The following is a 26,892-nucleotide window of genomic DNA, read 5'->3' on the forward strand; positions in this document are numbered from 1 at the left end:
TCTTGCCGCCGGCCGCCCCTGCTCAATCCATGGAAAGATTCGATGCATCCCACCCCCGACTACAGCCCGCAAGCCCCGGAGCGCAGTGAAATCGATGCCCTGCCCGGCCCCACCCTGCTCGAATTCGGCGCCAACTGGTGCGGCCATTGCCTGGCCGCACAGGCACCGTTGCACGCCGCGCTGGCCGACCAGCCTGCCTTGCGCCACCTGAAAATCGAAGATGGCCCGGGCCGCGCGCTCGGCCGCTCCTTCCGCGTCAAGCTGTGGCCGACGCTGGTCTTTCTCCAGGATGGCCGCGAAGTCGCCCGCCTGGTCCGGCCGACGGAAAACACGCCAATCTCCGAGGCACTCGCCAGCCTGCACACCGGAGCGCATCCTGCTGGTCGAGGATGAACCGATCAACCAGGAGTCGCGCGAATTGCTAGAAGATGCCAGACGGCATGATCAGTCACCGATTTTCTTCCTTGAGTTAGCCGCTGGCGAGCGCCATTTTACCGAGTCGCCGCGCAGCGCCACAACAGTGCGCCGGTACTCGGCCCGGGTCAGTTTCCCGAGTAAATGGCGGCACTCAATATCCCACAGTTTGCCGACCAGATCGATCGTTTCACGCGAATTGCCGAGCCACGGCAGACCACCGTCCACCGTGGCGGCATCGGCTTTCATGAGACGGCAGCAAGCTCCGTGTGATGGCGTGCGCTGAGGCCCGGCGACACGGAGAAGCTGCAAGCAGTTTTCGCCCTGACCTCGTCTATCGAAACGCCGGGGTGCAATTCGCTCAGGGTGAGGCCGCCGCCCGTATTGACGGAGAACACGCACAGGTCGGTGATGATCATGTCCACCACGCCCTTGCCGGTCAGCGGCAGGCTGCAGTTCGGCAGAATCTTCGGCGCGCCGTCCTTCGCGGTGTGCTCCATCAAAACAATCACGCGCCCGACGCCCGACACCAGGTCCATCGCCCCGCCCGGCCCCTTGACCATCTTGCCGGGCACCATCCAGTTGGCGAGATCGCCGTTTTCGGAAACCTCGAGGCCGCCGAGGATGGAAAGGTCGATGTGACCACCGCGAATCATCGCGAAGGAATCGGCGCTGGAAAAGAAACTGCTGCCGGGAATGCTCGTGATGGTCTGCTTGCCGGCGTTGATCAGGTCGGCATCGACATCTTCGCTACCGGGAAAAGGGCCAATGCCGAGCAGGCCGTTTTCCGACTGCAGCGTGACCTGCATACCCTCGGGGATGAAATTGGCGACCAAGGTCGGAATACCGATACCGAGATTGACGTAATAGCCGTTGCGCAACTCCTGCGCCGCCCGCCGCGCCATCCGTTCGCGCAGCGGATCTTGCTTGCCCAACGTCGCGCCGCCGACCGTGGTGCGGAACTCGATACGCTTCTGGTAACCGGCGCCCTGAATGATGCGGTCCACGTAAATTCCCGGCGTATGGATCTGGTCCGGATCGAGTTCACCCGGCGCAACCAGTTCCTCGACTTCGGCCACTGTGACCCGGCCACAGGTGGCGATCATCGGGTTGAAATTGCGCGCCGTCTTGCGGAAAACCAGGTTGCCGGCATGGTCGCCCTTCCACGCCTTGACGATGGCCACATCGGCCCGGATAGCCGGTTCCAGGACGTATTCCTGGTCGTCGAAATGGCGGATTTCCTTGCCTTCGGCCAATCGGGTGCCAAAAGCAGTCCGCGTGTAGAAGCCAGGAATGCCAGCCCCGCCAGCCCGCAGGCGCTCGGCCAGGGTGCCCTGCGGCACCAGTTCGAGCTCCAGTTCGCCGGCCAGCACCTGGCGTTCGAATTCCTTGTTCTCGCCAACGTAGGAGGCGACGACCTTCTTGACCTGCCGCGTCTTGAGCAACGGCCCCATGCCGAAATCATCGACGCCGGCATTGTTGCCGACGATGGTCAAATCGCTCGTACCGGCGCGCAACAGGCCGTCGATCAAATTCTCCGGAATGCCGCACAGACCGAAGCCGCCGGCAGCGACGGTCATGCCGTCGAAAAGCAGGCCGTCCAGTGCGGCCTCGCTCGTTGCATAAACCTTGTTCATTTTTTCACTGTCTCCATGGGATTTGCGCGAGGCAGACAAGTCCGCTCGCCCCCCTTCCAGGGGAGGACTGGGGTGGGGATGGGTTATGAGGACGCAGTTGCCCCCATCCCCCACCCGACCTCCCCCTTGTCCCCCAAGGGGATTTCCTGCAGGCAAGGGGGAGGAGAAGTACGCTCTTAATCAACCCGCTCCGGTACCGGGAGATGCACCCATTCCTTGTAGAAGGCCTCGATGTCCGGCTCGAAGTCGTGGATCACCGGGTACCACGGGGTCGGCGCCTCGACATCGTGCAGCGTGCCGCAGGTCGGGCAGTAGTACTCGCGGTAGACCTGCCACTGGGTATCCGGCGCCATCAGCTTCGGGTACACCTCGGTCATTGCTTCTTCGGTGTCGCGCACGTAGATCGAGGCGTGCAGCTTCCAGTTCTCCTTGTAGTCGCAGAACTCGTGGCCGCAGTCGCACTTGATGAGCCACTGCTTGGTCTTGGCCGACTGCACGATGTACATGTGCGGCGCCAGCGGCAGAACGATGCGATCCTTGAAACTGACCTTGGCCTGCAGCGCTGCGAGGTACTGTTCGAAGCGGCTGTTGTCCTTGGGCATCGACAGCATGCGGAAGGTCGTTTCCCAGTCCAGCGAGCCTTCAACCAGATGTGAAACCTGTTCATTGGTATATGACATTTTTGTCTCCTTGATTCAATTAGTGACTTGCTCGGCTTACTCTTCGACCTGAACGACGGTTGTCACGTCAGGCATCAGCGAGAGATCCATGCGGTGCTTGGAGCCGTAGGTCGGTACGCCCAGTTCGTCTTCGAGCAATTCCCAGTCGGCCGGCAGGTTCCAGAAATCCTTGAACTCCCTGGTGAACTTTTCGGACAGTCCGAAGCTGGTGGCGAACATGTGCTGAACCTGTACCGCCGCATGCTTGTTGATGATCCGTTCGCGCTCTTCCTTCATCCACTCGCGGGTCGGCAGGGCACGGGCCAGACGTTCCTTGCGCATTTCACCGCGACGCGCCTGGGTTTTGGCGGCGTCGATGTGGAACACACCCTTGGCATCCTGGGTGAACACGGCGCCATAAACCTTCTGCGCGAATTCCGGCAGCAGGAATTTCTGGTTGAGGTCGTTCTCGATGGCCTTGACGTCACGATCGATCGGATCGCCGAAGCCCGGGCCGCCCCGCAGGTAGTTCAGGTAGAGGTCATGATTTTCATAGCAGTCCTCGGTCGTCATGCACTGCTTGTCGCGTTTGACCACGGCCGTCGCGTCGAGGTGGCGCTCGTAGTCGGGGGCGCCCGGATCAATGTCGCCGCCCAGCGGCAGCGAGTCGCCGATGGCAATGCGTTCCTTGAGGCCGGTGTTGTGCGCTTCGAAACGGTAGCCGGTGGCCGAGGGGTAACCGCCCATCATGCCCCAGTCGCTGTTCATGTAGCCGTTGCCCATGAAGAACATCGTCCAGTCCTGGGCATTCCAGACCATGCGCAGGGTCTCGAAACCACAGCCGCCACGGTATTTGCCGTAGCCGCCGGAGTTGGATTTGACGTTGCGCCCCAGGTACAGCAGCGGCTCGGCCATTTCCCAGATTTCGATGTCGCCCATGTCGCCTTCCGGATTCCAGATGGCGGCGGCGTGGTTCAGACCGTCCTTGACGGCGCAGGCGCCGGTACCGCACGACGAAGCCTCGAAGCTGTTGACCGCGTGGATATCGCCGTCCTGGTTGATACCGCCGCCCTGCAGCCAGTTGGAGGTATTGGCGTTGCCGGCATTGACCTCTTCCAGATAGCCGCGGCTGAAGTAGGACTGGGAGAGGCCGCGCCACAGCGCTGCCCAGCCGGAGACCAGGAAGTGCCAGGCATAGGCGTGACCGGTGCGACGGTCGTCCGGGTTGCACCAGGTGCCCTTGGGCAGGTGGAACTCGGTGGCGAAGTAGGCACCGTCGTTGATGCGCTGGGTCGGCACCAGCGTCTGCGACATCATCACCCAGATGCCCGAGGTGAAAGCCACCTGGTGGGCATTGAAGGTATGCCAGCCCCAGCGGCTGGCGCCTTCGAAGTCGAGGCGCCACTTGCCGTCCGGCTTGATGGTCATTTCGACCGGCGAGTGCATGATCGAGTCGAGCTTGGCGAAAGCGTTGGACACCTGGATGTCCTCGTGCTTGAACGGTACATCGACGAAGGACACCTTGCGATATTTGCCCGGCAGGGTCATCGCCTTGATCCGGCTCATCAGGCCGCGGCGACCCTCTTCGATGACTTCGCCCGAGAACCTCTCGTAGGCTTCGAGACCGTCGGCCCGGATCACTTCCTCGACCAGTTCGCGAATCATGTGGCAGCCGGCGATGCGGGTCTTTTCGTCGAGAATCCAGTATTTCGGCGTACGCACCGAACGCTGCGACTCATGCAACCAGTCGCGCAGCGGTTCGTCGTTCACCCCTGTCTTGCGGCAGGTGATCATGTAGCCGTCGCCGAAACGCTGCGTCTGACCAGTGGACATCGAGCCCGGCGTGACGGCGCCGGTATCGATGACGTGGGTAACGCCGCCGACCCAGCCAATCAGCTTGCCGTCCCAGAAGATCGGCACGATGGTGGCGATGTCGCAGGGATGCACGTTGCCGATGGCGCAGTCGTTGGTCGTGAACATGTCGCCGGGATTGATCGTCGGATTGGCTTCCCAGTTGTTCTCGATCATGTACTTGATCGCCGCGCCCATGGTGCCGACGTGGATGATGATCCCGGTCGAGGTCAGGATGCAGTCGCCGGCGGCGTTGTAGAGCGTGAAGCAGAGTTCGCCTTCCTGCTCGACGATGGGGCTGGCGGCAATCTTTTTCGCCGTTTCACGGGCATGGACCAGGCCGCCGCGCAATTTGGAAAAGAGCTTCTCGTAGCCAATCGGGTCGGAGTCGCGGAATTCGAGTTTTTCCAGGCCGTTGTAGTAACCCGTCGCCTGGGTGCGCTCGAGGATGGCATCGCGGTGCTGCTTGAGCGTCATGCCGCTGGCCAGCAAATTGCCGATGCCGATTTCTTTGGTGCTCATCATATTCATGGTGGGTCTCCTCACTTGACTTCTTTGAGATGGAACAGGCGATGCTTGTCGATCGTGGTTTCGAAGCCGTCCGGAACGACGAAGGTCGTCGCGTCGGATTCGATGATGGCGGGACCGGTGATGTGGTTGCCGGCCTTCAGCGACTCCATCTTCCACAGCGCCGCCTCGACCCACTTCTTGTGGCGGTAGAACGGCCGCGTGCCGAGATAGGCTTCCTTGGGCGGCGTCGGGCCGGCATCCGGATCTTCCGGCAGCACCGGCTTCTGGGTCACGACCATGCCGCGCAGGATGGCGCCGGTGACCGAGAAGCCCAGTTCCGGCGAGCGCGCCGAGTTGGCGTAAACGCGGCCATAGGTATTTTCGAAGGACTCGATGATCTGCTGCCAGTCAGCGGCGGTGGCCGCGCTGGTCACCGGCGAAACGATTTCGAGGTCGTTGAGCTGCCCCATGTACTGCATCTTGTAACCCGGGATCAACAGCACGTCTTCCGGCTTGTAGCCATTGATGACGAACTCGTCGATGACCTTGACCGCCAACTCGCCCCAGGCTTCCTGCAGGGTCGCGCAAGCGGCGGCCTTTTGCTCGTCGCTGGCAAACTGGGCGACACCGAGGTCGACCGATTTGTCGTAGCGATACTCGAAGTCGGCACAGGCGCAACCAAAAGCCGAGAAGCCTGCCGCCCAGGCCGGCACCACGACGTCCTTGAAGCCGACACCTTCGGTATAGCCGTAGGTGTGGACCGGACCGGCACCACCGTAGGAGAAGCAGGTGAATTCAGCCGGGTTGTAGCCCTTGGCGCTGATGTTGGCGCGCAGGTACTCGGACAGCGTCAGGTCGAGCAGTTCGATGACGCCGGCCGCCGCATCTTCCACCGACAGGCCGAGCGGATCGGCAATCTGCGCCTTGATGTGGTCACGGGCGCGTTGCACATCGAGCTTGATGGCGCCGCCGAGGAAATTCTCGGGGTTCAGGTAGCCGAGCACGACGTGGCAGTCGGAGACCGACACGGTATCCAGGCCGCTTTCCGGCCAGCAGGTGCCGACGCGGTAACCGGCGCTGTCCGGACCGAGCTTGATCGACTTGCTGTACGGATCGAGGCGCACGAAGCTGCCGGCGCCGGCGCCAACGGAGTCCATGGCGACGAGCGGCAGGGAGAGGACCAGGCGTGCCATGTCCGGGTCGGACTTGATGGCGAAATTGCCCTTGGTGATCAGCGCCACGTCGAAGCTGGTGCCGCCGATGTCGGAGCAGGCGATGTTCTCGTCGCCGAGGTATTCACCCAGCAGCTTCGAGCCGATGACGCCGCCGATCGGGCCGGAAACGATGGTGCGGGCCAGTTCCTTGGCCTTCCAGCTGATCGTGCCGCCGTGCGTGGCCATGACGCGCAGGTCGAACTTGGCACCATGCTTCTTGAAGCGGTCGCTGACCTTCTTCAGCGTCTGGCGCGACGGTTCGGCGCCATAGGCTTCGAGAATGGTCGTATTCATGCGGTGGCTTTCCTTGCGCGACGGGTAGTAGTCCACCGAGGCGAAGACCGGGATGTCGGACTTGAGCTTGTTCAGTTCATCCTTGGCCACATCGCGGGCGCGCTGCTCGCTGAGTTCATTCTTGTGCGATTGCAGCAGGCAGATAACGATGGCCTGGGAGCCGGCATCAACCAGTTCGCGCACGGCCTGACGCACTTCTTCCTCACGCAGCGGAATGACGATCTTGCCTTGCACGTCGGTGCGCTCGGTAACGCCGCGGGTGCGGGAAACCGGCACCAGCGGCTCGTCGTAACGGTGGGTGTTGAGGTGGATGCGATCTTCCAGGGCGTAGCCCAGGTAGCTTTGCAGCGCCCGACCCATCGAGTGGATCTGCTCGAAGCCCTTGTTGCAGATCAGGCCGACATCGAGCCCCTTGCGCATCAGGATGCGGTTGAGCATGGCCGTGCCGGAATAGACGCAGGTGGCCAGTTCCGGATAGACGTCATCAACCTTGCGCCCCCAGTGTTCGAGCGCATCGACCGAAGAGTTGTAGATGGCGAGCGATTCGTCGCCGGGATTGCTTTGTGCCTTGCCGACGACGAAACGACCGTCGGCCCGGACAAAGAAGGTATCGGTCATCGTGCCGCCGGCATCGATTCCCATCACCTGTACGTTTGACTGCTGAGTTTCCATGTTTGTCTCCTGTCATTGGTGTGTCGTGGTGAGTGATCCCACGCCGACTTAATGGCAAGGCCCGGGCCAGGCCGCAAAAAAACTGGCGACTCACAAAATTCCGTTGACGAATCATCGGCTTGGAGAAAACTTTCGAAAAACAGCAACTGTCCGATGAAAAAGCAAAAAACGTCCTGAATAACGACGCCAATTTCGAACTGTCCGGATTCCGGACAGTTCGCAAGTTTTTTATTGCAGCGCACAAGCCATTGATGCACAAGGACTTTATTGACCTGAACAGCAGCGTCTGCTACGATTACGATTAAGTTAATTTGTTGTTTTACTGTGAATAACCCGAAGCCCGCCACGAGCCCAATGTGACCCCCAACAGCAATCTTCTTATTCCGCGAATCGGTGACGAGTCGGCTGTCGCCAGTTCATGGGAACGATTCCTCGAGAACCGGCCATTGCCTGGTGTCGGCGTCCGCAATGTGGTCCTCGACTCTTGGCGGCGCAGCCGTTCGGAGGCCGTCGATCCAGGCATCGGCAGCGCCCCGACCGCCAATGGCGACAAGATTCACCTGTTGCGGGCGCGCTCCCATGATCTATACGAGGCGGCCAAGCCCGTGCTCGAAACCCTGCGCGAAATCCTGCGCGAGTCAGGCACGCTGATCATGCTCAGCGACCCGAGCGGGACCATTCTCGACCTCAATGGCGAAACCCGCGCCCGCGATGCAGGCGAGCAAATCAACCTGGCCCCCGGCGGTTGCTGGAGCGAAGACCTGATCGGCACCAATGCCATTGGCACAACCATTGCCACGCATCAACCAGTGCAAATCTACGCCAGCGAGCACTACTGCATCGACGTCAAGCACTGGACCTGTGCCGCCGCCCCCATCCTTGACCCGCTGGGCAGGAACCTGCTCGGCGTCGTCGACGTCTCCGGCGTCAAGGAAACCTTCCATGGCCACACGCTGGGACTGGTCATTTCAGCCGCCAAGCAGATCGAAGGTGTACTTGCCCGGCGCGATGCCGAATTGCATGGCCACCTGCTCGAGCACGCCGTCGATGGCTTCAGCCGCTATGGCAACGATTGCGTCGTACTGTTCGACCAGCGCGGTCGTATCGTCAAAACCAGCGGCAGCATGCAACAGGCCCGCGAGATGTACGGAGTGCGCCTGCCTTTCGAGGTTGGCAGTCAGCTACCGGCCCTGGATTTCGCCATCCACCCCGATGAGCGCATCCTGCAGACGCCGCGCTGGCTACGCCCGGAATGGTTACATCCGGTGCGTTCCCGCGATGGCGATCTCGGCACATTGCTGGTCATCCCCATCGGCACACCGACTCGACAAACGATCAACATCCCCTCTCTGCCCAGCAAAGCGACAGACGCAGTCTTCGCCGAAATCATCGGCACCAGCCATGCCATTTCGGCAGCAAAAATCCGGGCCAGAAAAATTGCACCACTTGATCTGCCCGTCTTGTTGCTCGGTGAAACCGGCGCCGGCAAGGAGATTTTCGCCCGCGCCATCCACAAGGCGAGCAGCAAACCGGAAGGGCCTTTCATCGCTGTCAATTGCGGCGCCCTGACCCGCGAGCTACTGGCCAGCGAATTGTTCGGTTACAGCGAAGGCGCCTTTACCGGCGCCCGCCGTGGCGGGCTGCCCGGCAAGTTCGAACAGGCCGATGGCGGTACTCTTTTTCTCGATGAAATCGGCGAAATGCCGCTCGACATGCAGCCTCACCTCTTGCGTGTGCTGCAGGATGGCGTGGTCGTCCGGCTGGGCGACACCAAGGAACGCAAAGTGGCGGTGCGCATCGTTGCCGCAACCAATCGCGACCTGCAAAGGGATTCCAGCACCGGCCGCTTCCGTGAAGACCTTTTCCACCGGCTCTGCGTCGTCAGCCTGCACCTGCCGCCCTTGCGCGAGCGCCCCGAGGATACCGAAGCGATCATCGACTACCTCAACCAGCGCCTGGCCCGCAAATACGGCTGCCCGCCGAAGAGCCTGGCCCCGGAAGTCCTGCATCATCTGCTGCGCTATCGCTGGCCGGGAAATATCCGCGAACTGCAGAATGTCTTCGAGGCCATGTTTGCGCTAAGCGATGAAAATCGTATCGACAGCAGCCTGCTCCCATCGCATATTGCAGGTGCGACAGTCGATGCGGTGCTGGCCCATGGTGAGATATTGCCGGCGATGGCAGCCGGCCGCCTGGCTGAAATGGAACGCACGGCAATCAATGCGGCAATTGCCAACTGCCACGGCAACCTTTCGATGGCAGCAAGGACACTGGGGATTTCGCGCAGCACGCTCTACGTCAAATTGGCAGCCATGCGTGAGGCACTGACCGCTGGACCACCAACGTTGTCGTAGATGTTTTCGGTCACTCAAGGGTGCGCTTCGCACAAGGATCTGCCTGACAGCCAATGAGCGCGGTTCGACCTCAGGTCGGGCTCCGCCCAAGGATTCGAAGCCTGTTTGGCCGGACACCAAGAGCGGGCACGCTCCCCCACGCAAAATACATATGACCGGTCTGCAACCAGAACCGGCCATTTTTCATTGCATATGCCATCGGCCGCTCCCCCAGCGGTCAACCATGCAAAATCGCCGTTTTTCCCTAGCCCGCCGCGTACTCCGCGACCCAGCCCAGGGCCTTGCTGCAGGCGCGGGTGATTGGAGGGGAGTAGCCGTGGCCGGCGCCGGCGACCGGTAGCCAGGTAGCTTCCGGCCAGGCGCGGTAGAGCGTACGGGCGATGTTGGGGGAGCAAACCGGGTCGGCGGTGCCGTGCACGATGGCGGCCGGAATGTGGCGGATGCGGTCAATCCCGTCCAGCAGGCGGCCGGGCGCGATGAAACAGTCGTGCAGCAGGTAATGCAGGCGGACGCGGGCCTGGGCGATTTGCGCGGCGTCGGGTGGCGCGGCGAGCGGCGGCGCGCCGTGCTGTGCCCTTTCGTAATCGAGCCAGGCGCGCACCGCCGCGGCTGCGGCCAGCGGGTCGGGGCCGAGGATGCGGCGGGCGTAGGCGGCGAGCAGGTCGTCCTGCTCGGCGGCCGGCATGGCGGCGGCGAAGGTGGCCCAGCCGGCAGGTCGCGGATCGTTGCTGCCCTGGACGTAGGCGGCGATCTCGCTGCGCGAACCGAGGAAGACGCCTTGCAGGACGAGGCCCTGCACCCGCTCCGGGTAGAGTTCGGCATAGGCCAGCGCGAGCAGGCTGCCCCAGCCGCCGCCGAAGACGATCCAGGCCGGCAGGCCGAGCGCCTCGCGCACGTAGTCGAGATCGGCGACCAGGTCGGGCGTGGTGTTCGCCTGCAGTGCGCCGCGCGGCTGGCTATGGCCGCAGCCGCGCGGATCGGGCAGGATGGCGTGAAAGCGTTGCGGGTCGAAAAGCTGGCTCAGTTGCGGCGCGCAGCCGGTGCCCGGGCCGCCCGGCAAAAACAGCACCGGCAGGCCGTCGACCGCGGCACACTCCTCGACGTAGACAACATGACCATCACCGACCGCCATCTGGCGAGCGCAGCGTGTCTGGCGGGCGGCAAGCTGCGTGTTCAAGCTCAAGCCTCAAGCAGACCGTTGCGCATGGCGACCAGGGTCAGTTCGCTGGCGTTGCTGACATTGAGCTTCTGCTTGATGTGATAAAGGTGCGTGCCGATCGTGCTCGGACTGAGACAGAAGCTGGCGGCGACATCGTTCACCGAGCGCCCCTCGGCGAGCTTCATGAACACTGCCAGCTCTTTCTCGGTCAGCGTGTCGACCGGGTTGTCGGAACCGACAAGCTGGGCCAGCGCGACGGTCTGTGCCAGGGCCGGATCGAGGTAGCGGCGGCCGCCGGCGACCTGGCCGACGGCGCGCAGGAATTCCGCCGGTTCGGCGCGCTTGCACAGGTAGCCGCGCGCCCCGAGGCGCAGCGCGCGCACCGGCACGATGTCGTCGTGATGCGCCGAGAGCATCAGCACCTGCGCCTTCGCCTCCCAGGCGAGCAGGCGTTCGAGCGCGGCAAGGCCGCCGATGCCGGGCATCGAGACATCCATGACGACGAGGTCGGGCTGTACTTCGGCAAAGCTGCGCAGCGCCGACTCACCATCGGCGCATTCGGCGACGACCTCGGCGCCGGCACCTTCGAGTAGCAGGCGAAAGCCGAGACGGACGATCGCGTGATCGTCGGCGAGCAGGACGCGGACGCCCTTGAGTGCGGGGTTCATGCGATTTCCTCCAGGGAAAGCGAGAGCGGCAGGCAGGCTTCGAGGGCGAAGCCGCCCGCGGCCCGGTTATTCAGGTTTAGTTGACCGCCGAGCAACGCGATGCGCTCGGCCATGCCGGTCAAGCCGAGACCGCTGCCGGCCTGGGCCGAGCGGCTGCCGCGGCCACGGCCGTTGTCACGCAGGACGATCTGCAGGACATCGCCCTGGCGCCGGATGTCGAGTTCGACGCGACTGGCGCCGGCATGCCGGGCGACATTGGTCAGGCCTTCCTGGACGATGCGCAGCACGGTCTGTTCGACGACCTCGCCAAGCGCGCCATCACCCTGTGCGACACTGCTGCGCAGTTCGATTTCTTCATGCTGCAGTTGCCAGGCGAGCAGGCTGCGTTCGAGACGCGCCGCCAGGCTGCCGCTGGCCGGCGGGCGCAGGCGGTGCAGGATGCCGCGCACGCCTTCCTGCATCTCGCCGGTCACCGCAACGATGCCCTGCGCCGGCGCGTGCAGCGCCGGCTGTTCGGCGCTGCGCTGGACGATGGCGCCGGCCAGGGCGCGCACGGCAGTGATGCCTTGCGCCAGTTCGTCATGCAGTTCGCGCGCGATGGCGCGGCGTTCTTCATCGAGCCGGGCCTGCAGGCGTTCGCCGACTTCGCGCTCGGTTTCGAGGCGGACATTGCTGTCGACCGCTGCCGCCAGCCGGTCGGCCATGCCGTTGAAGGCGCGCGACAGGCGGCCGAGTTCGGGCGTCGCGAAGACCGGCAGGCGGGTGTCGAAACGTCCGGCGCCGGTCCGCTCGAGCGCCTGCATGACCTGCGCCAGCGGGCGCAGGGCACGGTCGAGGGCGCGCCGCGTCGCGAAGAAGAGCAGGCCGAGCAGCAACAGCGCCCAGCCGCTCATCGCCAGCAGGTCGTCCCAGGCGTCGATCAGGGAGCGCGAGGCATCCGGCGTCAGCAGCAGTTGCAGTTCGCCGACGGCTAGTTGACGCGGTGCCAGCTCGGGCTCAAGCAAGGCGGCAAACGCCGCCGGCACGCTGCGTCCGGCCTTGTAGGTCGGCGGCGGCGATTTGTAGAGACGCCGGCCGTCGGCAGCAAAAACTTCCAGCGCGTTGGCGCGGATGCGGCCGAGCGGACGGACCATGCCGAGCACGCGCGCCTCCAGTTCGGCCGCCGGGACGCCCTGCATTTCGGCAGTTAGCGCGGTCAGCCATTGCAACGAAACGCGGTTGGCGGCTTCGACTTCTTCGTGGATCGCCTCGCGTGCGCCGTGCAGCCAGAGGCCGGCCAGCACCAGCAGCAGGCTGGCGGCAAAGCCGGTCAGGACGAGGCTGATGCGGGTGTGCAGACTGGCCGGATGCAGGCGACGCATGTTCAGCTCCCGAAGGCGACGCGCAGGCCGAGCCAGGCGGCGCGCGGCGCGCCCGGCGCGACGAAGGTTTCGCGCCGCCAGTTGGCCGAATCGATCTGGAAGGCGCCGCCGGCAAACGGGTTCTCGGCGAGCGCCCCGGCCGTCGCATAGCGCTTGTCGAAGACGTTGTTGACCTTGGCAAACAGCTGCCAGCCGCTGCCCAGGCGCACTTCGGCATTGAGGTTGAGGATGGCGTAGCCGGGAATCTTGCCGGCGCCTTCGTAGGTGCGCGTCGTGCCGAGGCTGTCGGTGTACGTGCCGGCCTGGTGCTGGTTGTTTTCGTTGCCGCGCGCGTACTGGCTGGAAAAGGCCTGGATGTCGCCGCCGACGCGCAGCCAGTCGGTCGACTGCCAGGAAAGGCCGATTTTCAGGCTGTGCGCCGGCAAACCGGGCAGGCGATCACCCTTTTTCACGTAAATCTCGTCGTCCTGGCCGCCGCCCGTGCATTCCGGCGCCGTGCCGCGCGTGCTGTTGTTGGCGGCCAGGATGCAGGCGGCGGACTGGAAGGTGGCGTGCAGCCAGCTGTAATTGGCAAACCAGTCGACGCTGCGCCGGCGGCCGTTGATGCCGAGTTCCAGGCCCTGGCGCTGCGTCTTGCCGAAATTGGTGAAATAGCCGGCGCTGGTCGAGGTGCCGACGAAGAGGATGTCGTTCGACGAGACAGTACGGTAGACGCCGGCATTCCACTCGATATTGCCGGCCAGGCGGCCGCGCAGCCCGGCTTCGACGGTGCGCGCGATGACCTGCTTGAGATAGGGATCGGCCGCCATCGAATTGGGCAGGGTGCACGGATTGGCCGGGTCGGCACAGCCGAGTTCGATCGGCGTCGGGATGCGGTTGCCCTGGCTGAAGCCGGCGTAGGTGTTGAGCGCCGTCGCCGCCTGCCAGCTGATGCCGAGCGCCGGGTTGAGGCTGCGGTAGGAATGGTTGCCGTCGAGATTGGGCGCCACCGGGTTGAGTTCGTCCTGCGTCGTGACCCGGCTCTGGTTGTAGCGCAGCGAGGCGGTCAGGTGCAGATCGGGCTGCAAGCGGATGGTGTCGGTGGCGAACAGGCTGGCGGTGCGCGTCATGCCGCGCAGGCGGTTCTCTTCGCTGGCCGGCGCCAGGTCGGAGACATCGCGCGTCGCGTCGATGATGCCGAGTTCCTGCGTCTGCTGGAAACGCATGCGGGCATGGTCGTAGGAGACGCCGAGGGTCAATTGCTGCCGCTCGCTGCTCAGGTTCCACTGCACGGCGCCGCCGCTGCCAAACTGGCGGGTATGGGTGCGGTTGTAGGCACCGGATTCCTGGTTGGAGACGCCGTCGAAGGCGCCGTCCTCGAACTCGTCGTTGACGTCGCCGTTCAAGGTGCGCGTCTGGTTGTGGCGGACATAGACATTGCCCGACAGGCTCTGCGTGTCGCTCAGCCAGAGGCGGCCGGAGAGCACGAGCTGGGTCAGGTCGTTGCGCGTGCGATCCGGGTGCGTGAACACCTGGGCACGGCGTTCGGCCCACATCGATTCGGGCAACAGACCGTTGCCGGTCATCCGGGTCAGGGCGCGGCTCAGGCTGAGGTCGGCCTCGCCGGCGGCACCGCGCAAGGAAAGCTTGGCGAACAGGTTTTTCGCATCCGATTTCGAATGATCGCGCCAGCCGTCCTCGCGGAACCAGTCGCCACCGACATACCAGCCCAGCGTGCCGTCGTTGCCGCCGTGTTCGAGTTCGAGATTGCTGCGTCCGAAGCTGCCGCCGGACAATTCCATCTTGCTGCCGGGCTGGCTGAAGCCGCTCTTGGTGCGGATGGAGAGCGCGCCGCCCAGCGTGTTCAGGCCGAACAGCGGGTTCGAGCCGGGCATCAGCTCCATGCCGGCAATCGCCGAATGCGGCAGCAATTCCCAGTTCACCGTGTCGCCGAAGGGCTCGTTGACGCGCACGCCGTCGACATAGACCGACAGGCCCTGCGCCGTGCCGAGCAGCGGCGAGGCGGTGAAACCGCGGTAATTGAGATCGACCTGAAAGGGATTGCCCTGGATCTCGTTCACGTTAACGCTGGGCAACTGGCGCGCCATGAATTCGGGCAGGTTGAGGCTTTCCTGCTCTTCAAGCTGACGGCTGCCGACCGACTGCACATTGGCCGGCACCTGCCAGCGCGGAATGCCGAGGCCGGCCAGCGGCGAGTTGCCGATCACCTCGACGGTCGCGGTTTCGATCAGGTTTTCGGCGGCCAGGGCCGGGCCGAAGGCGGCGGCCAGGGCAAGGCCGAGGGCGCGTTTGGGGATTTGTCTCATGTTGTTTTTTTGAGCTTGTAATTGACCGGGACCAGCACCTGGATCTCGTTGCCCTCCAGCGCCGCCGGCAGGGCCGGCAGGCCCGACAGCTCGCCGACCATGGCCAGGGCGTGCTGATCGAGAATGCCGTAGCCGCTCGAACGCTCGACTTCGATATGCAGCAGATTGCCCTTGCGCGCCACGGTCAAGCGCAGGCGGACCTCGCCCTCCCAGCCGCGCAGGGCGGCGACGCGCGGATATTCCTGGTGGCGCGCGAACAGTTCGGCGAGCTGGCGACGGTAGGCGGCGAGCAGATCGGCCTGCAACGGTCCGGCCGCAGCGGTCGACGCCGGCAAAACGGCATTTTCTGCAGCGGGCCGGGCGCTGGCGGCAGCAGGTGCAGCAGGAGCAACGGCTGCGGCGGGAACAACGGCCGGCGTGACAGGCGGTGCAGGCACGCGCACCGAATCGGCCGGCCCGGCAGCCGCCAGGACGCGCGCAGCCGCCTTCGGCTGCGGGCGCGGCGCAGGCTGCCGGACCTCTTGGGGGAGCGCGCCGGGCGCGGCTCCGGATGGGGTGACGGCCATGGGCCGCAAGCTGGCGACGATGGGTGGCAACTCGAATGCCAGCGGCCGGCGCGGCGCCTGCGTCCAGGCGAGCAGGCCGGCGTGCAGGGCGAGCGAGGCGAGCAAAATGGCCAGCAATTTACGGTCGACCGCCGGGAAATGCTCAAAACCGGGGGCAAAGCCTTGCGGCAAGGAAAGCGCCTCAGTGCGCATGCGGCAGGGCCTCGATTTCGGCGGCCGGGAAAAGATGCCCAACCGAACGCCGGTATTCGCTGACGCCCTGCGCCATGCCGGCAAATTCGGCGGGCAGCGGTCGGGCCAGCACTTCGTTCATGTCGAGGCCGGCGGCCGCGGCATCGCGCATGGCGGCTTGCAGCCAATTAAGCCAGGCGCGCGTCTGGCGGATCGGCGCCGCATCGCGCGCCACCGCGCCATGGCCGGGGACCAGCGCGACGAAGCCGGGTTCGCGGGTCAGGGCTTCGAGTTGGTCGAGTGCCTGCAGCCAGTGCGCGACGTCGGCATGCGGCGTGGTCGGGGCGCGGCCGTTGAAGACCAGGTCGCCGGCGAACAAAACGCCGCTTTTTTCGTCGTAGACCGCGAGGTCTGCGCCGGTGTGGCCGGTCAGCGCGATCAGGCGCAGGCGGCGGCCGGCGACGGCGAGCGGGCCGGCGCTCAGGCTGCGCGTCGGCACGACGACCTCGGTGCCGCGCAGCCAGTCGCCGCTCAGGCGGAACAGGTTCTCGGCGAAGGCGTTGCCGTCGGCGGCGATGCCCTGAGCGGTGGCCGGCAAAGCGGCGAGCGGCAGGTCGGCAAAGGCCTGGTTGCCAAGGAAATGGTCGGGGTGATGGTGCGTGTTGATGGCGAAGACGGGCGGCAGCGGCGTGACGGCGGCAATCGCCTGGCGCATCTGGCGGCCGTAGCGCAGCGAGGGGCCGGTATCGATGACGACGACGCCAGCCGGCCCGACGATGAAGCCGGTATTGACGATATTGCCGCCGTTGAGCGTATCGAAATCCTCGGTGCGGCCGATGAAGGCGTAGACGTCGGGCGCCACCGCCTGCACCTTGAGCGCGTAGTCGTAGCCGGCGGCGCCGGCGGGCGCCACGGCAAGGATCAGGAGGGCGGCGAGGAGGCGTTTCATGGGGCGATGCGCGCTTCGAAACGGTTGCCGTTGTTATCGCGTCCGGCGCTGATCACGGTTTGCCCGACGATGCCCGGTTGCAGCGTGAATACCGGGTTTTCGGCGACCGGCTCGAAGGTGCGCAGGCGCATCAGGCGGCGCCCGGCTTCGTCGCGGAACTCGATTTCTTCCAGATGGAAGGCCGGCGTGCCGGCGACCAGGCCGGTGTCCATCGGGTGCACGATGCGCAGGCGCAGGCGGCTGGCATTGGGGCCTTCCGACCATTGCCGGCCGCTCACCTGGTTGAGGCTGGCCTGCCAGTCGGGCGCCGCCTTGCCGGCAGCCGGCGCGGTGCAGCCGCCGCCGACGGTATTCACCCAGGTGCCGCCGACATGCCAGACGCCGTCGGCCGTGCGGGCCGCGGCGCGGACCGGCGTCGATTGCTGCAGCTTGACGCGAAAGCCGAGCAGCGCGGCGGCGCTATCCGGGTAGAAGCGCAGCACTTCGACAATCGGATTGAAGTCGGCGAAGACGACTACCTCGACAACGCCGGGCAGACCGGTCGCATCGACGGTGACCGGCACCTGCATGGGGTTTTCGGCGGTGGACGGGGCGATCACCTTGATCCGCGGATCGAACAGCACCGGCGCGTCGGCGAGGAAGCTGCGCCGCATGTCTTCCCAGCGCGCCGAGGCGAGCGGGTCGCCCTGCTCGCGCAAGGCCGCCGCGTCGGCCGGCGACATCAGCGCCGCCAGCGCCAGTGCCGCCACACTCAGGGGGTAATTGATCTGTGCCATGCCTGTCTCGCTCCTTCTCGCCCTTGCGGGTCTCTATGGCAGGAATGTCTGCAAGCGGCGTGCCAATCAGTAAAGGGAAGGCGCGACGGGCCGCCAGCCGGGGCGAAAACGATTTATCGGCTTTTCCGGCGGTCGACCGCTGCGCCCCCGATTGCGCAAGTTTGGAACAGTTGCCCTCATTTGCAGCACTCGCCCTGCTCCGCACAGCGCGCCACGGTCAACCACGAAAAATAGGCCAAAACGCCGTTACAGCAGGCACGGCAAGGCGTGCGCCGGGCAATGGCACGCGCCTTGCAATCCGGGCCTTCAGTCAGCGAATCGTTCCAGGGAAAGGGAAGGCATTCGCCGGCAGGTCATGCCGAACGCTGCCTCAGGGCGGTCGTCAGGCGCCTATGAATAATCAAGGAGACAATCCATGCACATTTGCAAATCCCCACGGCAGCGCAACCTTGCCCTGGCCCTGGCCGCCTCGCTGGCGATCGCCGGCAGCCCGGCCCTGGCCACGGTGACCGATGCTGACATCGTGAACGACGCCAAGACCACCGGCGATGTCGTCAGCTTCGGCCTCGGCACCCAGGGCCAGCGCTTCAGCCCGTCCACGCAGATCAATACCAAGACGGTCAAGAACCTGGTCCCGGCCTGGTCGATGTCCTTCGGCGGCGAGAAGCAGCGCGGCCAGGAGTCGCAGCCGGTCGTCCATAACGGCAAGATGTTCGTCACCGCGTCGTACAGCCGCCTGTTTGCGGTCGACGTCAAGACCGGCAAGAAATTGTGGAAGTACGAGCATCGCCTGCCCGACGGCATCATGCCCTGCTGCGACGTGATCAACCGCGGTGCCGCGCTGTACGGCGACCTCGTCTATTTCGCGACGCTCGACGCGCAACTGGTCGCCCTCAACCAGAACACCGGCAAGGTCGTCTGGAAGGAAAAGCTCGGCGATTACGCCGCCGGCTACTCGGCCACCGCCGCGCCTATCGTCGCCAAGGGCAAGCTGATCACCGGCGTTTCCGGTGGCGAGTTCGGCGTCGTCGGCCGCATCGACGCGCGCGACCCGCTAACCGGCAAGCTGCTGTGGACGCGCCCGACCGTCGAAGGTCACATGGGCTACGCCTGGGACAAGGACGGCAACAAGCTCGAGAACGGCATTTCCGGCACCACCAACGCGACCTGGGAAGGCGACCTGTGGAAGACCGGCGGCGCCGCCACCTGGAACGGCGCCACCTACGATCCGGAAACCAACCTGATCTTCGCCGGTACCGGCAACCCGGCGCCGTGGAACAGCCACCTGCGCCCCGGCGACAACCTGTTCTCGTCCTCGACCGTGGCGATCGATGCCGACACCGGCAAGATCGTCTGGCACTTCCAGGGCACGCCGCACGACGGCTGGGACTTTGACGGGGTGAACGAGTTCGTCTCCTTCGACTTCAAGGACCCGAAGACCGGCAAGATCGTCAAGGCCGGCGCCAAGGCCGACCGCAACGGCTTCTTCTTCGTCAACGACCGGACCAACGGCAAGCTGCTCGGCGCCCATCCCTTCGTCAGGAAGATCACCTGGGCCACCGGCTTCAACCTGGAAACCGGCCGTCCGAACTACATCGAGGAAGGCCGTCCGGGCAACCCGGCGGACGAAGCCGATGGCAAGAAGGGCAAGGTCGTCTTCTCGGCCCCGTCCTTCCTCGGCGGCAAGAACCAGCAGCAGATGGCCTACAGCCCGCAGACCGGCCTCTTCTACGTGCCGGCCAACGAGTGGTCGATGGACATCTGGAATGAACCGGTTGCCTACAAGAAGGGCGCCGCCTACCTCGGTGCCGGCTTCACGATCAAGGCCATCCACGACGACTACATCGGCGTGCTGCGCGCCATGGACCCGGCGACCGGCAAGATCGTCTGGGAAAACAAGAACTACGCGCCGCTCTGGGGCGGCGTGCTGACCACGGCCGGCGGCCTGGTCTTCTACGGTACGCCGGAAGGCTACCTGAAGGCGCTCGATGCCAAGACCGGCCAGGAACTGTGGTCCTTCCAGACCGGCACCGGCATCGTTGCCCCGCCGATCAGCTGGGAACAGGACGGCGTGCAGATGATCGCCGTCACCACCGGCTGGGGCGGCGCCGTGCCGCTCTGGGGCGGCGACGTCGCCAAGCGCGTGAACTTCCTCGAACAGGGCGGTTCGGTTTGGGTGTTCAAGCTGCACAAGAACTGAGTTTTGCCACCTGACGCGGGGGCAACAGCCCCCGCCGGCAACGGCGTACCGGCGCAAGCGGGTACGCCGTTTTTGCGTGCTGGCGGGGCGTCGACCGCCAGCGCTCACTCGCACGCATGGAGCCGCTGTTTTCGCTACGCGCCGCAAACCCGGCTGACCGGAGATGGGATGGTGGAAAGCAGGTACACAAACCCAACATAGCTGATAGACTGACTACTAAACAACTTAATCGCCAGTTTATTAACCATGCCGCGCTCGACAAACAGTATCAACGCCCTGCCGCCCGAAGCGCTTGCGATGTTGAAAAACCTCGGCTTGCGCCTGCGCGCCAGGCGTCTTGCCGGGAACATGACGCTGGAACAGGCGGCCGAGCGCCTGCTCTGCTCGCCGACCACCTATCGCGCGCTGGAAGGCGGCAAGCCGACGGTCAGCCTGGGGTTGCTGGCGCATGCCCTGTGGCTGTTCGGTCGCCATGAAGACATCGAGCAACTCAGCCCGCTCGACATCGGCATGCTCGGCAACAAGCGTAGCCAACGGGCACGCCCGACCAGCAAAGGAATCGGCAATGACGAACGGGATTTCTGAAAGCACGCTGTACGTCGGTCTTTACCTGCCGGGGGAAGAGTCACCAACGACGGCTGCCCTGCTCAAACTCGAACGCAACAACCTGCAGGAAAGCGGCCATCTGGCTTACGGCCTGGGCTACCTCGAACGCCCCTCTGCGCTGGCCCTGAATCCGCTGCACCTGCCTTTGCAACGCGACACTTTCCGCCTGCCGGCGCGTCTGCTGCGCGACGGTGGCGCCTTGCCGCTGAGCATCAAGGACGCCTTGCCCGACGCCTGGGGGCTACGCGTACTCGCCAATGAACTGGGTGGCCGCCTGCCGAGCGAGCGCGAACAACTGTTGCTGACCAACGAGGATCGTATCGGCGCCATGGTTTTTTCCGCAAGCCGGGAGATGCCGCCGCCAGCCGAACTGCCGCACCACGAACTGGCGCAACTGGCCGATGCGGTCCGCCGCTTGCAATACGACATGGAAATCCCGCCGCCGCTCAAGCGCCTGCTGCTGCGCGGCGGCAGCCTGGGCGGCGCCCGCCCCAAGGCGTCGCTTACGCACGAGCATGCCTTGTGGCTGGCCAAGTTTCCTGCTGCCGGCGATCCACTCGACATTCAGACGCTCGAAGCCACCGCCCTCGGTCTCGCCACGCACTGCGGCATCCAGGTACCGCAGTTCATGACCCTGCCGGTCGGGCGCGGCGAAACGGCCTTTCTTTCACGGCGCTTCGACCGTTTTGGCGAGGATGCGCAGCAGCGCCTGCACTACCTTTCGGCCAGCGCCCTGCTCGACATTCCCTATGAGTCGAGCGCCGGCAGCTACGTCGAGTTCGCCCGCGTCATCCGCCGGCTCAGCTTGCGGCCGGGCGCCGACTTGAAGGAGCTGTTTCGCCGCATGCTCTTCAACCTGCTGATCGACAACAGCGATGACCATCTGAAAAACCACGGCATGCTTTGGGCGGGACAAGACCGATACGTTCTGTCGCCGGCCTTCGACGTCGTCCCGCAACTGACCAATCTCGGCTACCAGATGCTGTCGATCGATGGCACAACGCAGGAATCGAGTCTGGCGCTGGCGGTCCAATCGGCGGCGCATTTCGATCTTTCGGCCGATCAGGCCTGCGCGCTGATCAAGGAAATGGCCGGCATCGTTTACGGCCAGTGGTGGCTGTACGCAAAGCTGAACGAGGTGCCGGATACGCTGCGCAAACGCCTGCAAAGCTGTTTTGAGCGGCAAAAGGAAATCATCGGCGCCGGCAAGTTCGCTTACTGAAGGGGACGAATAGCAAGCTGCAAGAAGGCGGATTTGCCTCATTTTTGCCTGTTTTTTCTTGTCGACCGCTAGCGCTCACTCGCGCCCCCGGCTCGCCTGCGCCTCGATGAAGGTCTGGATGGCCCAGGCCAGTTCCTGTTTGAGCACGCCTTGCCAGGGCGGCATGTGGGTGACGCCGACGATGACCTTGCCGTAGCGCACCGACTTGGCGAACCAGGCGTCGTTGTCGCGCATGCAGGCGGCGTTCAGTTCGGCGTCGTCGATCCGCCGGCAGTAGCGGTTGATCTGGCGCAGATCGGGGGCCGGTGCCGCATTGGTCGCCGCATCGGCGCCGTGGCAACGGGCGCAGGCCTGGTTGTAGGCCGCCCGCCCGATACTGACGGCGGCCGGCTGGCCGCGGTAGGGATTGGCTTCGAGCCAGGTTTCGCCGAGCGGCGCCAGGCCGTCCGGCGCGACATCGGGGGCGACGGCGACTTCGTTGGCATGGACGGCGGCACTGAACAGTACCGCACAGAACAGGGAAAAAAGTTTGCGCATGGGTCTCACCAGTCGGTCGGACAGGCGCGGCAGCCTGTGAAATCGGCATCCTGGAATACCGTGTAGCGGCGGTAGCTGCCGGAAAGGTCGGCCCCCTGGAAGTTGACCGTGTAGAACTTGCTTTCCTGCAGGTTGGTGTCGACCAGGCGGGCGCCGATGAACCAGGCGAAATTGGCCTTGGCCGCCTCGAGGTTGGCACCGCTCAGGTCGGCATTGGAGAAATCGGTCCGGAAAAGGCGGGCGAATTCGAGATCGGCACCGACCAGGCGGGCGCCGCGAAAGGTTGCGGTCGGCGCGCTGACCTTGTTGAGACGGGCCGCCGTCAGGTCGGCGCCGTCGAGATTGGCACCGGCCAGGTTGGCGCCGCGCAGATCGGCACGCGCCAGTTGCGCACCGCGCAGGTCGGCCCCGGCCAGGTTCTTGCCAGCCAGGTTGGCGTGGCGCAGGTCGGCACCGGCACAACGGGCATGCGGCCAGATGCCGCAACCGTTAATGACTGTCGGCATAAAGGGCTCGGCGGCCAAGCTAGCGGTCGACACGAAAAAAAGGGCAAAAATCAGGGAACGCAGTGTCATTGCAGAATCATCCATTGCCGGCCAGGCCCCCGACCCGACCGCCGACACCCCATGCCGGTGCCGGCGGCCATCGCCAACTGCCGCAGGGAGACGGCAGCTGCTTGGGCCGGAAGACTGCGCCGTGCTAGCGCTTGAGCGATTTAGGCAGCTTGAAGACCCACATCGATCCGCCCTGCGTCACCTGCTTGGTCAAGTCGGCCAGGTCGCCCCCCCAGAGCGGCACGGCGCCGCCGTAACCGGACTGGATGCCGATGAACTGCTCGCCGTCCATTTCCCAGGTAATCGGCACCGAAACCACGCCGGAGCCGGTCTGGAACTTCCACAGTTCCTTGCCGTTCTTGGCATCGAAGGCCTTGACGTAGCCGTCCGAGGTGCCGGTGAACACGAGGCCGCCGGCGGTGGTCATGGTGCCGGCCCAGAGCGGGAATTTCTCCTTGTGCTCCCAGGCGATCTTGCCGGTCTTCGGGTCCAGCGCGCGCAGCGTGCCGACGTGGTCGTCGAACAGCTTCTTGATGCGGAAACCCTGGCCAAGGTAGGCCGAACCGGCCTTGTAGGTCAGCTTTTCAGTCCAGTAGTCCATCGCCCAGTGGTTGGCGGGAATGTAGAACAGCTCGGTCTGCGGGCTGTAGCTCATCGGCATCCAGTTGGTACCGCCCAGGAAAGGCGGCGAGACGAACACCGAGTCGCCCTTTTCTGAGCCTTCCTTCGGCAGCGGCGGCCGGTTGCCCTTCTCGATCGGCCGGCCGGTCTTGAGATCGAAACCGGAAGCCCAGGTAATGCCTTCGACGAAGGGCCAGGCACCGATCAGCGCCGTCGGCTTGTTCGGGTAGCCGGCACCGCTGGTCAGTTTCTCGCGGTCGGTGACGAAGAAGAAGCCGTTGCGGTCGGCGTGCGCCGAGGCCTTGACCGGCTTGCCGGTCTTCGGATCCTTGTATTCGAAGAGGACGACCGAGTTGTTGCCGGAGAAGTCCCAGGCATCGTTCGGGGTATGCTGGAAGAAGCCCTTCAACTCGCCGGTACTGGCATCGACATAGGCCTGGCCGGAGGTGAACAGGCTGTCCCAGTTACGCGGATCGTCGCCTTCCTTGGTGCGGTGCCAGGTGTTCCACGGGGCCGGGTTGCCGGCGCCGATCACCACCATGTTCTTTTCGACGTCGTAGCTGGCCGTCTGCCAGGGCGCGCCGCCGCCGTGATTCCAGGCGTCGACGAGCTTGCCCTCCTTGTCGCGCGGCCAGGACGGCGCGTCCTTGTCGCCGGTCGGAGTCGATTCCTTGCCGTTCAGGCGGCCCATGTGGCCTTCGACCATCGGTCGCGCCCAGACTTCCTCGCCGGTATCCGGATCGCGTGCGAACAGCCAGCCGACGACGCCGAATTCGTCGCCTGACGAACCGTGCACCAGCAGCACCTTGCCGCTCTTTTCGTCCTTGACCACGAAGGGCGCGCCGGTCATCGTGTAGCCGACCTTGTGGTCGCCGAACTTCTTGCGCCAGGCGACCTTGCCGGTGTCCTTGTCGAGCGCGACGATGGCCGCGTCGAGCGTGCCGAAGTAGATCTTGTTGCCGTAGATGGCGGCGCCGCGGTTGACCACGTCGCAGCACGGACGGATGTCGTCGGGCAGGCGGGCTTCATATTCCCAGAGGCGTTTGCCGCTGCGCGCATCGATCGCGAAAATGCGCGAATACGATGCGGTGACGTAGATCACGCCGTCATGCACCAGCGCCTGCGCTTCCTGGCCACGCTGCTTTTCGCCGCCGAAGGAGAAACTCCAGGCCGGCACCAGGTGCTCGACGTTCTTGGTATTGACCTTGCTCAGCGGGCTGAAGCGCTGCGCCTTGAGGCCGAGGCCGTAGGACAGCACGTCGCCGGTCGTCTTGTCGTCATTGAGGATGTCTTCCCAGCTCACCGTCTTGCCGGCCTGGGCCGGGGCGCAGAAGCAGGCGGCGAGCAGTGCGGCGAGCAGGGTCGGGCGGGGGTTGAAGCGGTTCGGTTTCATGTTTTCCTTTGTCTCCTGGATGATTTTCTTGCGTCCCCGTCGGTCGGGCCGGCCTGGCTTGGGCAGCAGGCGAGCCGAGTATTCATCCGGCGTGGGCCGCCCGTCTCGGGAGAAGCTCACCGGCAAACCGGGAAATCTTCCCGGTCATCCGGGCCGCCGGTATGAAACCTGCTGTAGGACAGGCAACCTCATTCCGGAGTCTGGCAATGGATCTGCGCAAACGCCTGCTGCATACACTCGGTGCCCTGCTCGGCGGCCTGCTGGTGGTTGCGCTGGCGATCAACCTGTATTCGCTGCGCAGCGACATCAACACCGAAACCGCGGCCTCGGCCCGCCTCGCCCGTCTGCTCGGCGCCGTCGCCGCGCTCGACCCGGCACTGCCCGCCGCCGCGGCCGAAGCGCAGTTGCATGCCCTTGCCGCCGATGCCGCCTTGCGTCACCTCAATATCGCCTTCGACGCGGCCGCCCTGCCCGCCCCCGAGCGCGGCGGCCTGGCCGGGCTGCTTGCGCCGACGGCACCGGCCGCAGTCGAGCGCATCGTGCTCGGCACGCGCACGCTGCATATCGCGCCCAACCCGGCCTCGGAAATCGACGAGCGCCTGGGTGACAGTGTTCGACTATTGATCACCCTGCTGCTCTTTTCTGGAGCAACCCTGCTGCTGGCGTGGTGGTCGGCACACCGGGCGCTGAGTCCGGTACGCGAACTGGAGGCCGGGCTGGAACGCCTGGCCGGCGGCGATGCCGATCCCGCCCTGCCCGCCTTCCGGCTCCACGAATTCCGCCGCGTCGCCGGTGCCATCGAGGCGCTGGCTGCTGCGCTCAAGACATCGCGCGCCGCCCGGCGCGACCTGGCGCACCAGTTGATTCGCGTCCAGGAAGAGGAGCGCCGGACTTTGGCAAGGGAATTGCATGACGAGATGGGGCAGACGCTGACCGCCTTGAACGTGACTGCGGCGCATCTTGAACGCCATGCCGGGCAACTCTCACCACTCGAGGTTGCCGCCTGTGCCGGCGAGTTGCGCCGCGACCTGCGTCAGGGTGGCAGCCAGTTGCGCCAGATGCTCAAGTCGCTGCGCCCGCACGGGCTGGATGCCGGTGGTCTGGGTGGCGCCTTGCGCGAACTGGTGGACGGCTGGCAGGCACGCAGCACCGGCATCGTTTTTCACCTGGATCTGCCGGGCGAGCTGCCGGCGCTTTCCGACGAGGCGGCGCTGGCGCTCTACCGGGTGGTACAGGAGGCGCTGACCAACGTCGTCCGACACAGCGGCGCGCGCTTCTGTGCAGTCGGGCTGCTGGCGGTCGACGGCGAAATCCGGGCCGAAATCGTCGATGACGGTTGCGGCCTGCCGGACACCGCCCATGCCGGCCGCGGCGGCCTGCTCGGCATGACCGAACGGCTCGAGATGGTGGGCGGACGTTGCCACGCGAGCAATGAAAAAACCGGCGGATTGCGCCTCTGCGCAGTCCTGCCGCGGGCAGTACCGGGGTAGGACACAGTAGAACAACAAGGAGACGAACATGATACGCATCGCCCTGATCGACGACCACGCCGTGGTCCGCACCGGCTATCGCCGGCTGCTCGACGCCGAACCCGGCCTGCAGGTGGTCGGCGAGGCCGCCAGCGCCGACGAGGCGAACGCGCTGGCGCTGCGCTGCCGGCCCGATGTCGCGCTGGTCGACCTGAGCCTGAAAGGCAGCAGCGGCATCGAGGCGATCCGCGGCATGCTGGCCCGCCTGCCGGCCTTGCGCATTCTCGTGCTGTCCATGCACGACAGCGCCGGGCACGTCACGCAGGCGCTGAAAAGCGGCGCGCACGGCTATCTGACCAAGTATTGCGAGCCGGAGGACGTGATCGCCGGCATCCGCCGCGTCGCCAGCGGTAAACGTGTTTTTTCGCCCGAAATTGCCGAGATCCTGGCGCGCGAGGCGATCGACGGCGACGCCCCGCTCAAGCAGCTGACGCCGCGCGAATTCGAGGTCCTGCGCTTGCTCGCGCACGGCGAGCCGGCCAGCGTGATCGCCAGTTCCATGCACCTGAGCCAGAAGACGGTGCTCAACTATCTTTCGCTGATCCGTCAGAAGCTCGATACCGACAGCGATTTCAAGCTGCTCCACCTGGCCGCACGACACGGCCTGGTCGATATTCGCCAGGGCATCGGCGCCTGAAACACCCAAACCAACGTTACGGAGACCTAGCA

The 26,892-nt window shown here is 65.0% G+C and carries 22 protein-coding genes; 7 read left to right on the forward strand and 15 right to left on the reverse strand.

Features of this window, described 5'->3' with window-relative positions; all coding sequences use genetic code 11:
- The first annotated feature begins 42 nt into the window (after window positions 1–42).
- Window positions 43–393, forward strand: coding sequence for a thioredoxin family protein (locus tag KIG99_RS05060; RefSeq protein ID WP_226459149.1), 351 nt, complete (start codon window positions 43–45; stop codon window positions 391–393).
- A 51-nt stretch (window positions 394–444) separates the two neighbouring features.
- Here KIG99_RS05060 and KIG99_RS05065 read toward each other — a convergent pair whose 3' ends face one another.
- The 5 genes from KIG99_RS05065 to KIG99_RS05090 form a co-directional block, all read right to left on the reverse strand.
- Entirely contained in the window at window positions 445–663 is a 219-nt protein-coding gene (locus KIG99_RS05065; RefSeq protein ID WP_226459150.1) for a hypothetical protein, read from the reverse strand.
- Window positions 660–2,051: a 3-oxoacid CoA-transferase gene (locus tag KIG99_RS20935; RefSeq protein ID WP_455431249.1), complete on the reverse strand. Its 1,392-nt coding sequence runs from the start codon at window positions 2,049–2,051 to the stop codon at window positions 660–662. The genes KIG99_RS05065 and KIG99_RS20935 overlap by 4 nt, the downstream gene beginning before the upstream one ends.
- 176 nt (window positions 2,052–2,227) lie before the next feature.
- Window positions 2,228–2,731, reverse strand: a complete 504-nt coding sequence (locus KIG99_RS05080) for an acetone carboxylase subunit gamma (protein WP_226459151.1) — start codon at window positions 2,729–2,731, stop codon at window positions 2,228–2,230.
- A gap of 36 nt (window positions 2,732–2,767) precedes the next feature.
- Window positions 2,768–5,092, reverse strand: a complete 2,325-nt coding sequence (locus tag KIG99_RS05085; RefSeq protein WP_226459152.1) for a hydantoinase B/oxoprolinase family protein — start codon at window positions 5,090–5,092, stop codon at window positions 2,768–2,770.
- Window positions 5,093–5,103: 11 nt separating this feature from the next.
- Complete coding sequence (locus KIG99_RS05090; protein WP_226459153.1) at window positions 5,104–7,251, reverse strand: hydantoinase/oxoprolinase family protein; 2,148 nt, start codon at window positions 7,249–7,251, stop codon at window positions 5,104–5,106.
- Window positions 7,252–7,607: 356 nt separating this feature from the next.
- Between KIG99_RS05090 and KIG99_RS05095 the strand changes: the two genes are divergently transcribed.
- The gene (locus KIG99_RS05095; RefSeq protein ID WP_226459154.1) at window positions 7,608–9,605 is read left to right on the forward strand and encodes a sigma-54-dependent Fis family transcriptional regulator; all 1,998 of its coding nucleotides are present in this window, start codon (window positions 7,608–7,610) and stop codon (window positions 9,603–9,605) included.
- Between the two features lie 244 nt (window positions 9,606–9,849).
- Here the strand turns inward: KIG99_RS05095 and KIG99_RS05100 are convergent, their stop codons facing one another.
- The 7 genes from KIG99_RS05100 to KIG99_RS05130 are packed head-to-tail and all read right to left on the reverse strand — an operon-like array spanning window position 9,850 to window position 17,561.
- Entirely contained in the window at window positions 9,850–10,782 is a 933-nt protein-coding gene (locus tag KIG99_RS05100) for an alpha/beta fold hydrolase (protein WP_226459155.1), read from the reverse strand.
- A 2-nt stretch (window positions 10,783–10,784) separates the two neighbouring features.
- On the reverse strand, window positions 10,785–11,432 hold the full coding sequence (locus KIG99_RS05105; RefSeq protein ID WP_226459156.1) for a response regulator: 648 nt from the start codon (window positions 11,430–11,432) through the stop codon (window positions 10,785–10,787).
- Window positions 11,429–12,793, reverse strand: a complete 1,365-nt coding sequence (locus tag KIG99_RS05110; RefSeq protein WP_226459157.1) for a HAMP domain-containing sensor histidine kinase — start codon at window positions 12,791–12,793, stop codon at window positions 11,429–11,431. Before KIG99_RS05110 ends, KIG99_RS05105 begins: the two co-directional genes overlap by 4 nt.
- Window positions 12,794–12,795: 2 nt before the next feature.
- On the reverse strand, window positions 12,796–15,099 hold the full coding sequence (locus tag KIG99_RS05115) for a TonB-dependent receptor (RefSeq protein ID WP_226459158.1): 2,304 nt from the start codon (window positions 15,097–15,099) through the stop codon (window positions 12,796–12,798).
- Entirely contained in the window at window positions 15,096–15,857 is a 762-nt protein-coding gene (locus tag KIG99_RS05120; RefSeq protein WP_226459159.1) for an energy transducer TonB, read from the reverse strand. Before KIG99_RS05120 ends, KIG99_RS05115 begins: the two co-directional genes overlap by 4 nt.
- Entirely contained in the window at window positions 15,847–16,785 is a 939-nt protein-coding gene (locus KIG99_RS05125; RefSeq protein ID WP_226459160.1) for a quinoprotein relay system zinc metallohydrolase 1, read from the reverse strand. Before KIG99_RS05125 ends, KIG99_RS05120 begins: the two co-directional genes overlap by 11 nt.
- Window positions 16,782–17,561, reverse strand: coding sequence for a quinoprotein dehydrogenase-associated SoxYZ-like carrier (locus KIG99_RS05130; protein WP_226459161.1), 780 nt, complete (start codon window positions 17,559–17,561; stop codon window positions 16,782–16,784). The genes KIG99_RS05125 and KIG99_RS05130 overlap by 4 nt, the downstream gene beginning before the upstream one ends.
- A 415-nt stretch (window positions 17,562–17,976) precedes the next feature.
- On the opposite strand from KIG99_RS05130, the gene KIG99_RS05135 reads away from it, so the two are divergent.
- From KIG99_RS05135 to KIG99_RS05145, 3 genes are all read left to right on the forward strand, one after another.
- Window positions 17,977–19,761 (forward strand): PQQ-dependent methanol/ethanol family dehydrogenase, encoded by a 1,785-nt coding sequence (locus KIG99_RS05135; protein ID WP_264180395.1) that lies wholly within the window; start codon window positions 17,977–17,979, stop codon window positions 19,759–19,761.
- Window positions 19,762–20,007: 246 nt separating this feature from the next.
- The gene (locus tag KIG99_RS05140; protein ID WP_226459162.1) at window positions 20,008–20,346 is read left to right on the forward strand and encodes a helix-turn-helix domain-containing protein; all 339 of its coding nucleotides are present in this window, start codon (window positions 20,008–20,010) and stop codon (window positions 20,344–20,346) included.
- Window positions 20,327–21,589: a type II toxin-antitoxin system HipA family toxin gene (locus KIG99_RS05145; protein ID WP_226459163.1), complete on the forward strand. Its 1,263-nt coding sequence runs from the start codon at window positions 20,327–20,329 to the stop codon at window positions 21,587–21,589. Before KIG99_RS05140 ends, KIG99_RS05145 begins: the two co-directional genes overlap by 20 nt.
- Window positions 21,590–21,664: 75 nt before the next feature.
- On the opposite strand, the gene KIG99_RS05150 is transcribed toward KIG99_RS05145, so the two are convergent.
- The 3 genes from KIG99_RS05150 to KIG99_RS05160 all read right to left on the reverse strand — a co-directional run bounded on the left by KIG99_RS05150 (window position 21,665) and on the right by KIG99_RS05160 (window position 24,694).
- Window positions 21,665–22,126, reverse strand: coding sequence for a c-type cytochrome (locus tag KIG99_RS05150; RefSeq protein ID WP_226459164.1), 462 nt, complete (start codon window positions 22,124–22,126; stop codon window positions 21,665–21,667).
- Between the two features lie 5 nt (window positions 22,127–22,131).
- Complete coding sequence (locus KIG99_RS05155) at window positions 22,132–22,632, reverse strand: pentapeptide repeat-containing protein (RefSeq protein WP_226459165.1); 501 nt, start codon at window positions 22,630–22,632, stop codon at window positions 22,132–22,134.
- Between the two features lie 193 nt (window positions 22,633–22,825).
- Window positions 22,826–24,694, reverse strand: coding sequence for a methanol/ethanol family PQQ-dependent dehydrogenase (locus tag KIG99_RS05160; RefSeq protein WP_226459166.1), 1,869 nt, complete (start codon window positions 24,692–24,694; stop codon window positions 22,826–22,828).
- Window positions 24,695–24,900: 206 nt separating this feature from the next.
- Here KIG99_RS05160 and KIG99_RS05165 point away from each other — a divergent pair, with 206 nt between their 5' ends.
- Window positions 24,901–26,184, forward strand: coding sequence for a sensor histidine kinase (locus tag KIG99_RS05165; protein WP_226459167.1), 1,284 nt, complete (start codon window positions 24,901–24,903; stop codon window positions 26,182–26,184).
- 28 nt (window positions 26,185–26,212) lie between these two features.
- Window positions 26,213–26,860: a response regulator gene (locus KIG99_RS05170; protein ID WP_226459168.1), complete on the forward strand. Its 648-nt coding sequence runs from the start codon at window positions 26,213–26,215 to the stop codon at window positions 26,858–26,860.
- The last annotated feature ends 32 nt before the right edge of the window (window positions 26,861–26,892 follow it).

It is taken from the genome of Quatrionicoccus australiensis, assembly GCF_020510425.1.
In the GTDB taxonomy this organism is placed as follows: domain Bacteria; phylum Pseudomonadota; class Gammaproteobacteria; order Burkholderiales; family Rhodocyclaceae; genus Azonexus; species Azonexus australiensis_A.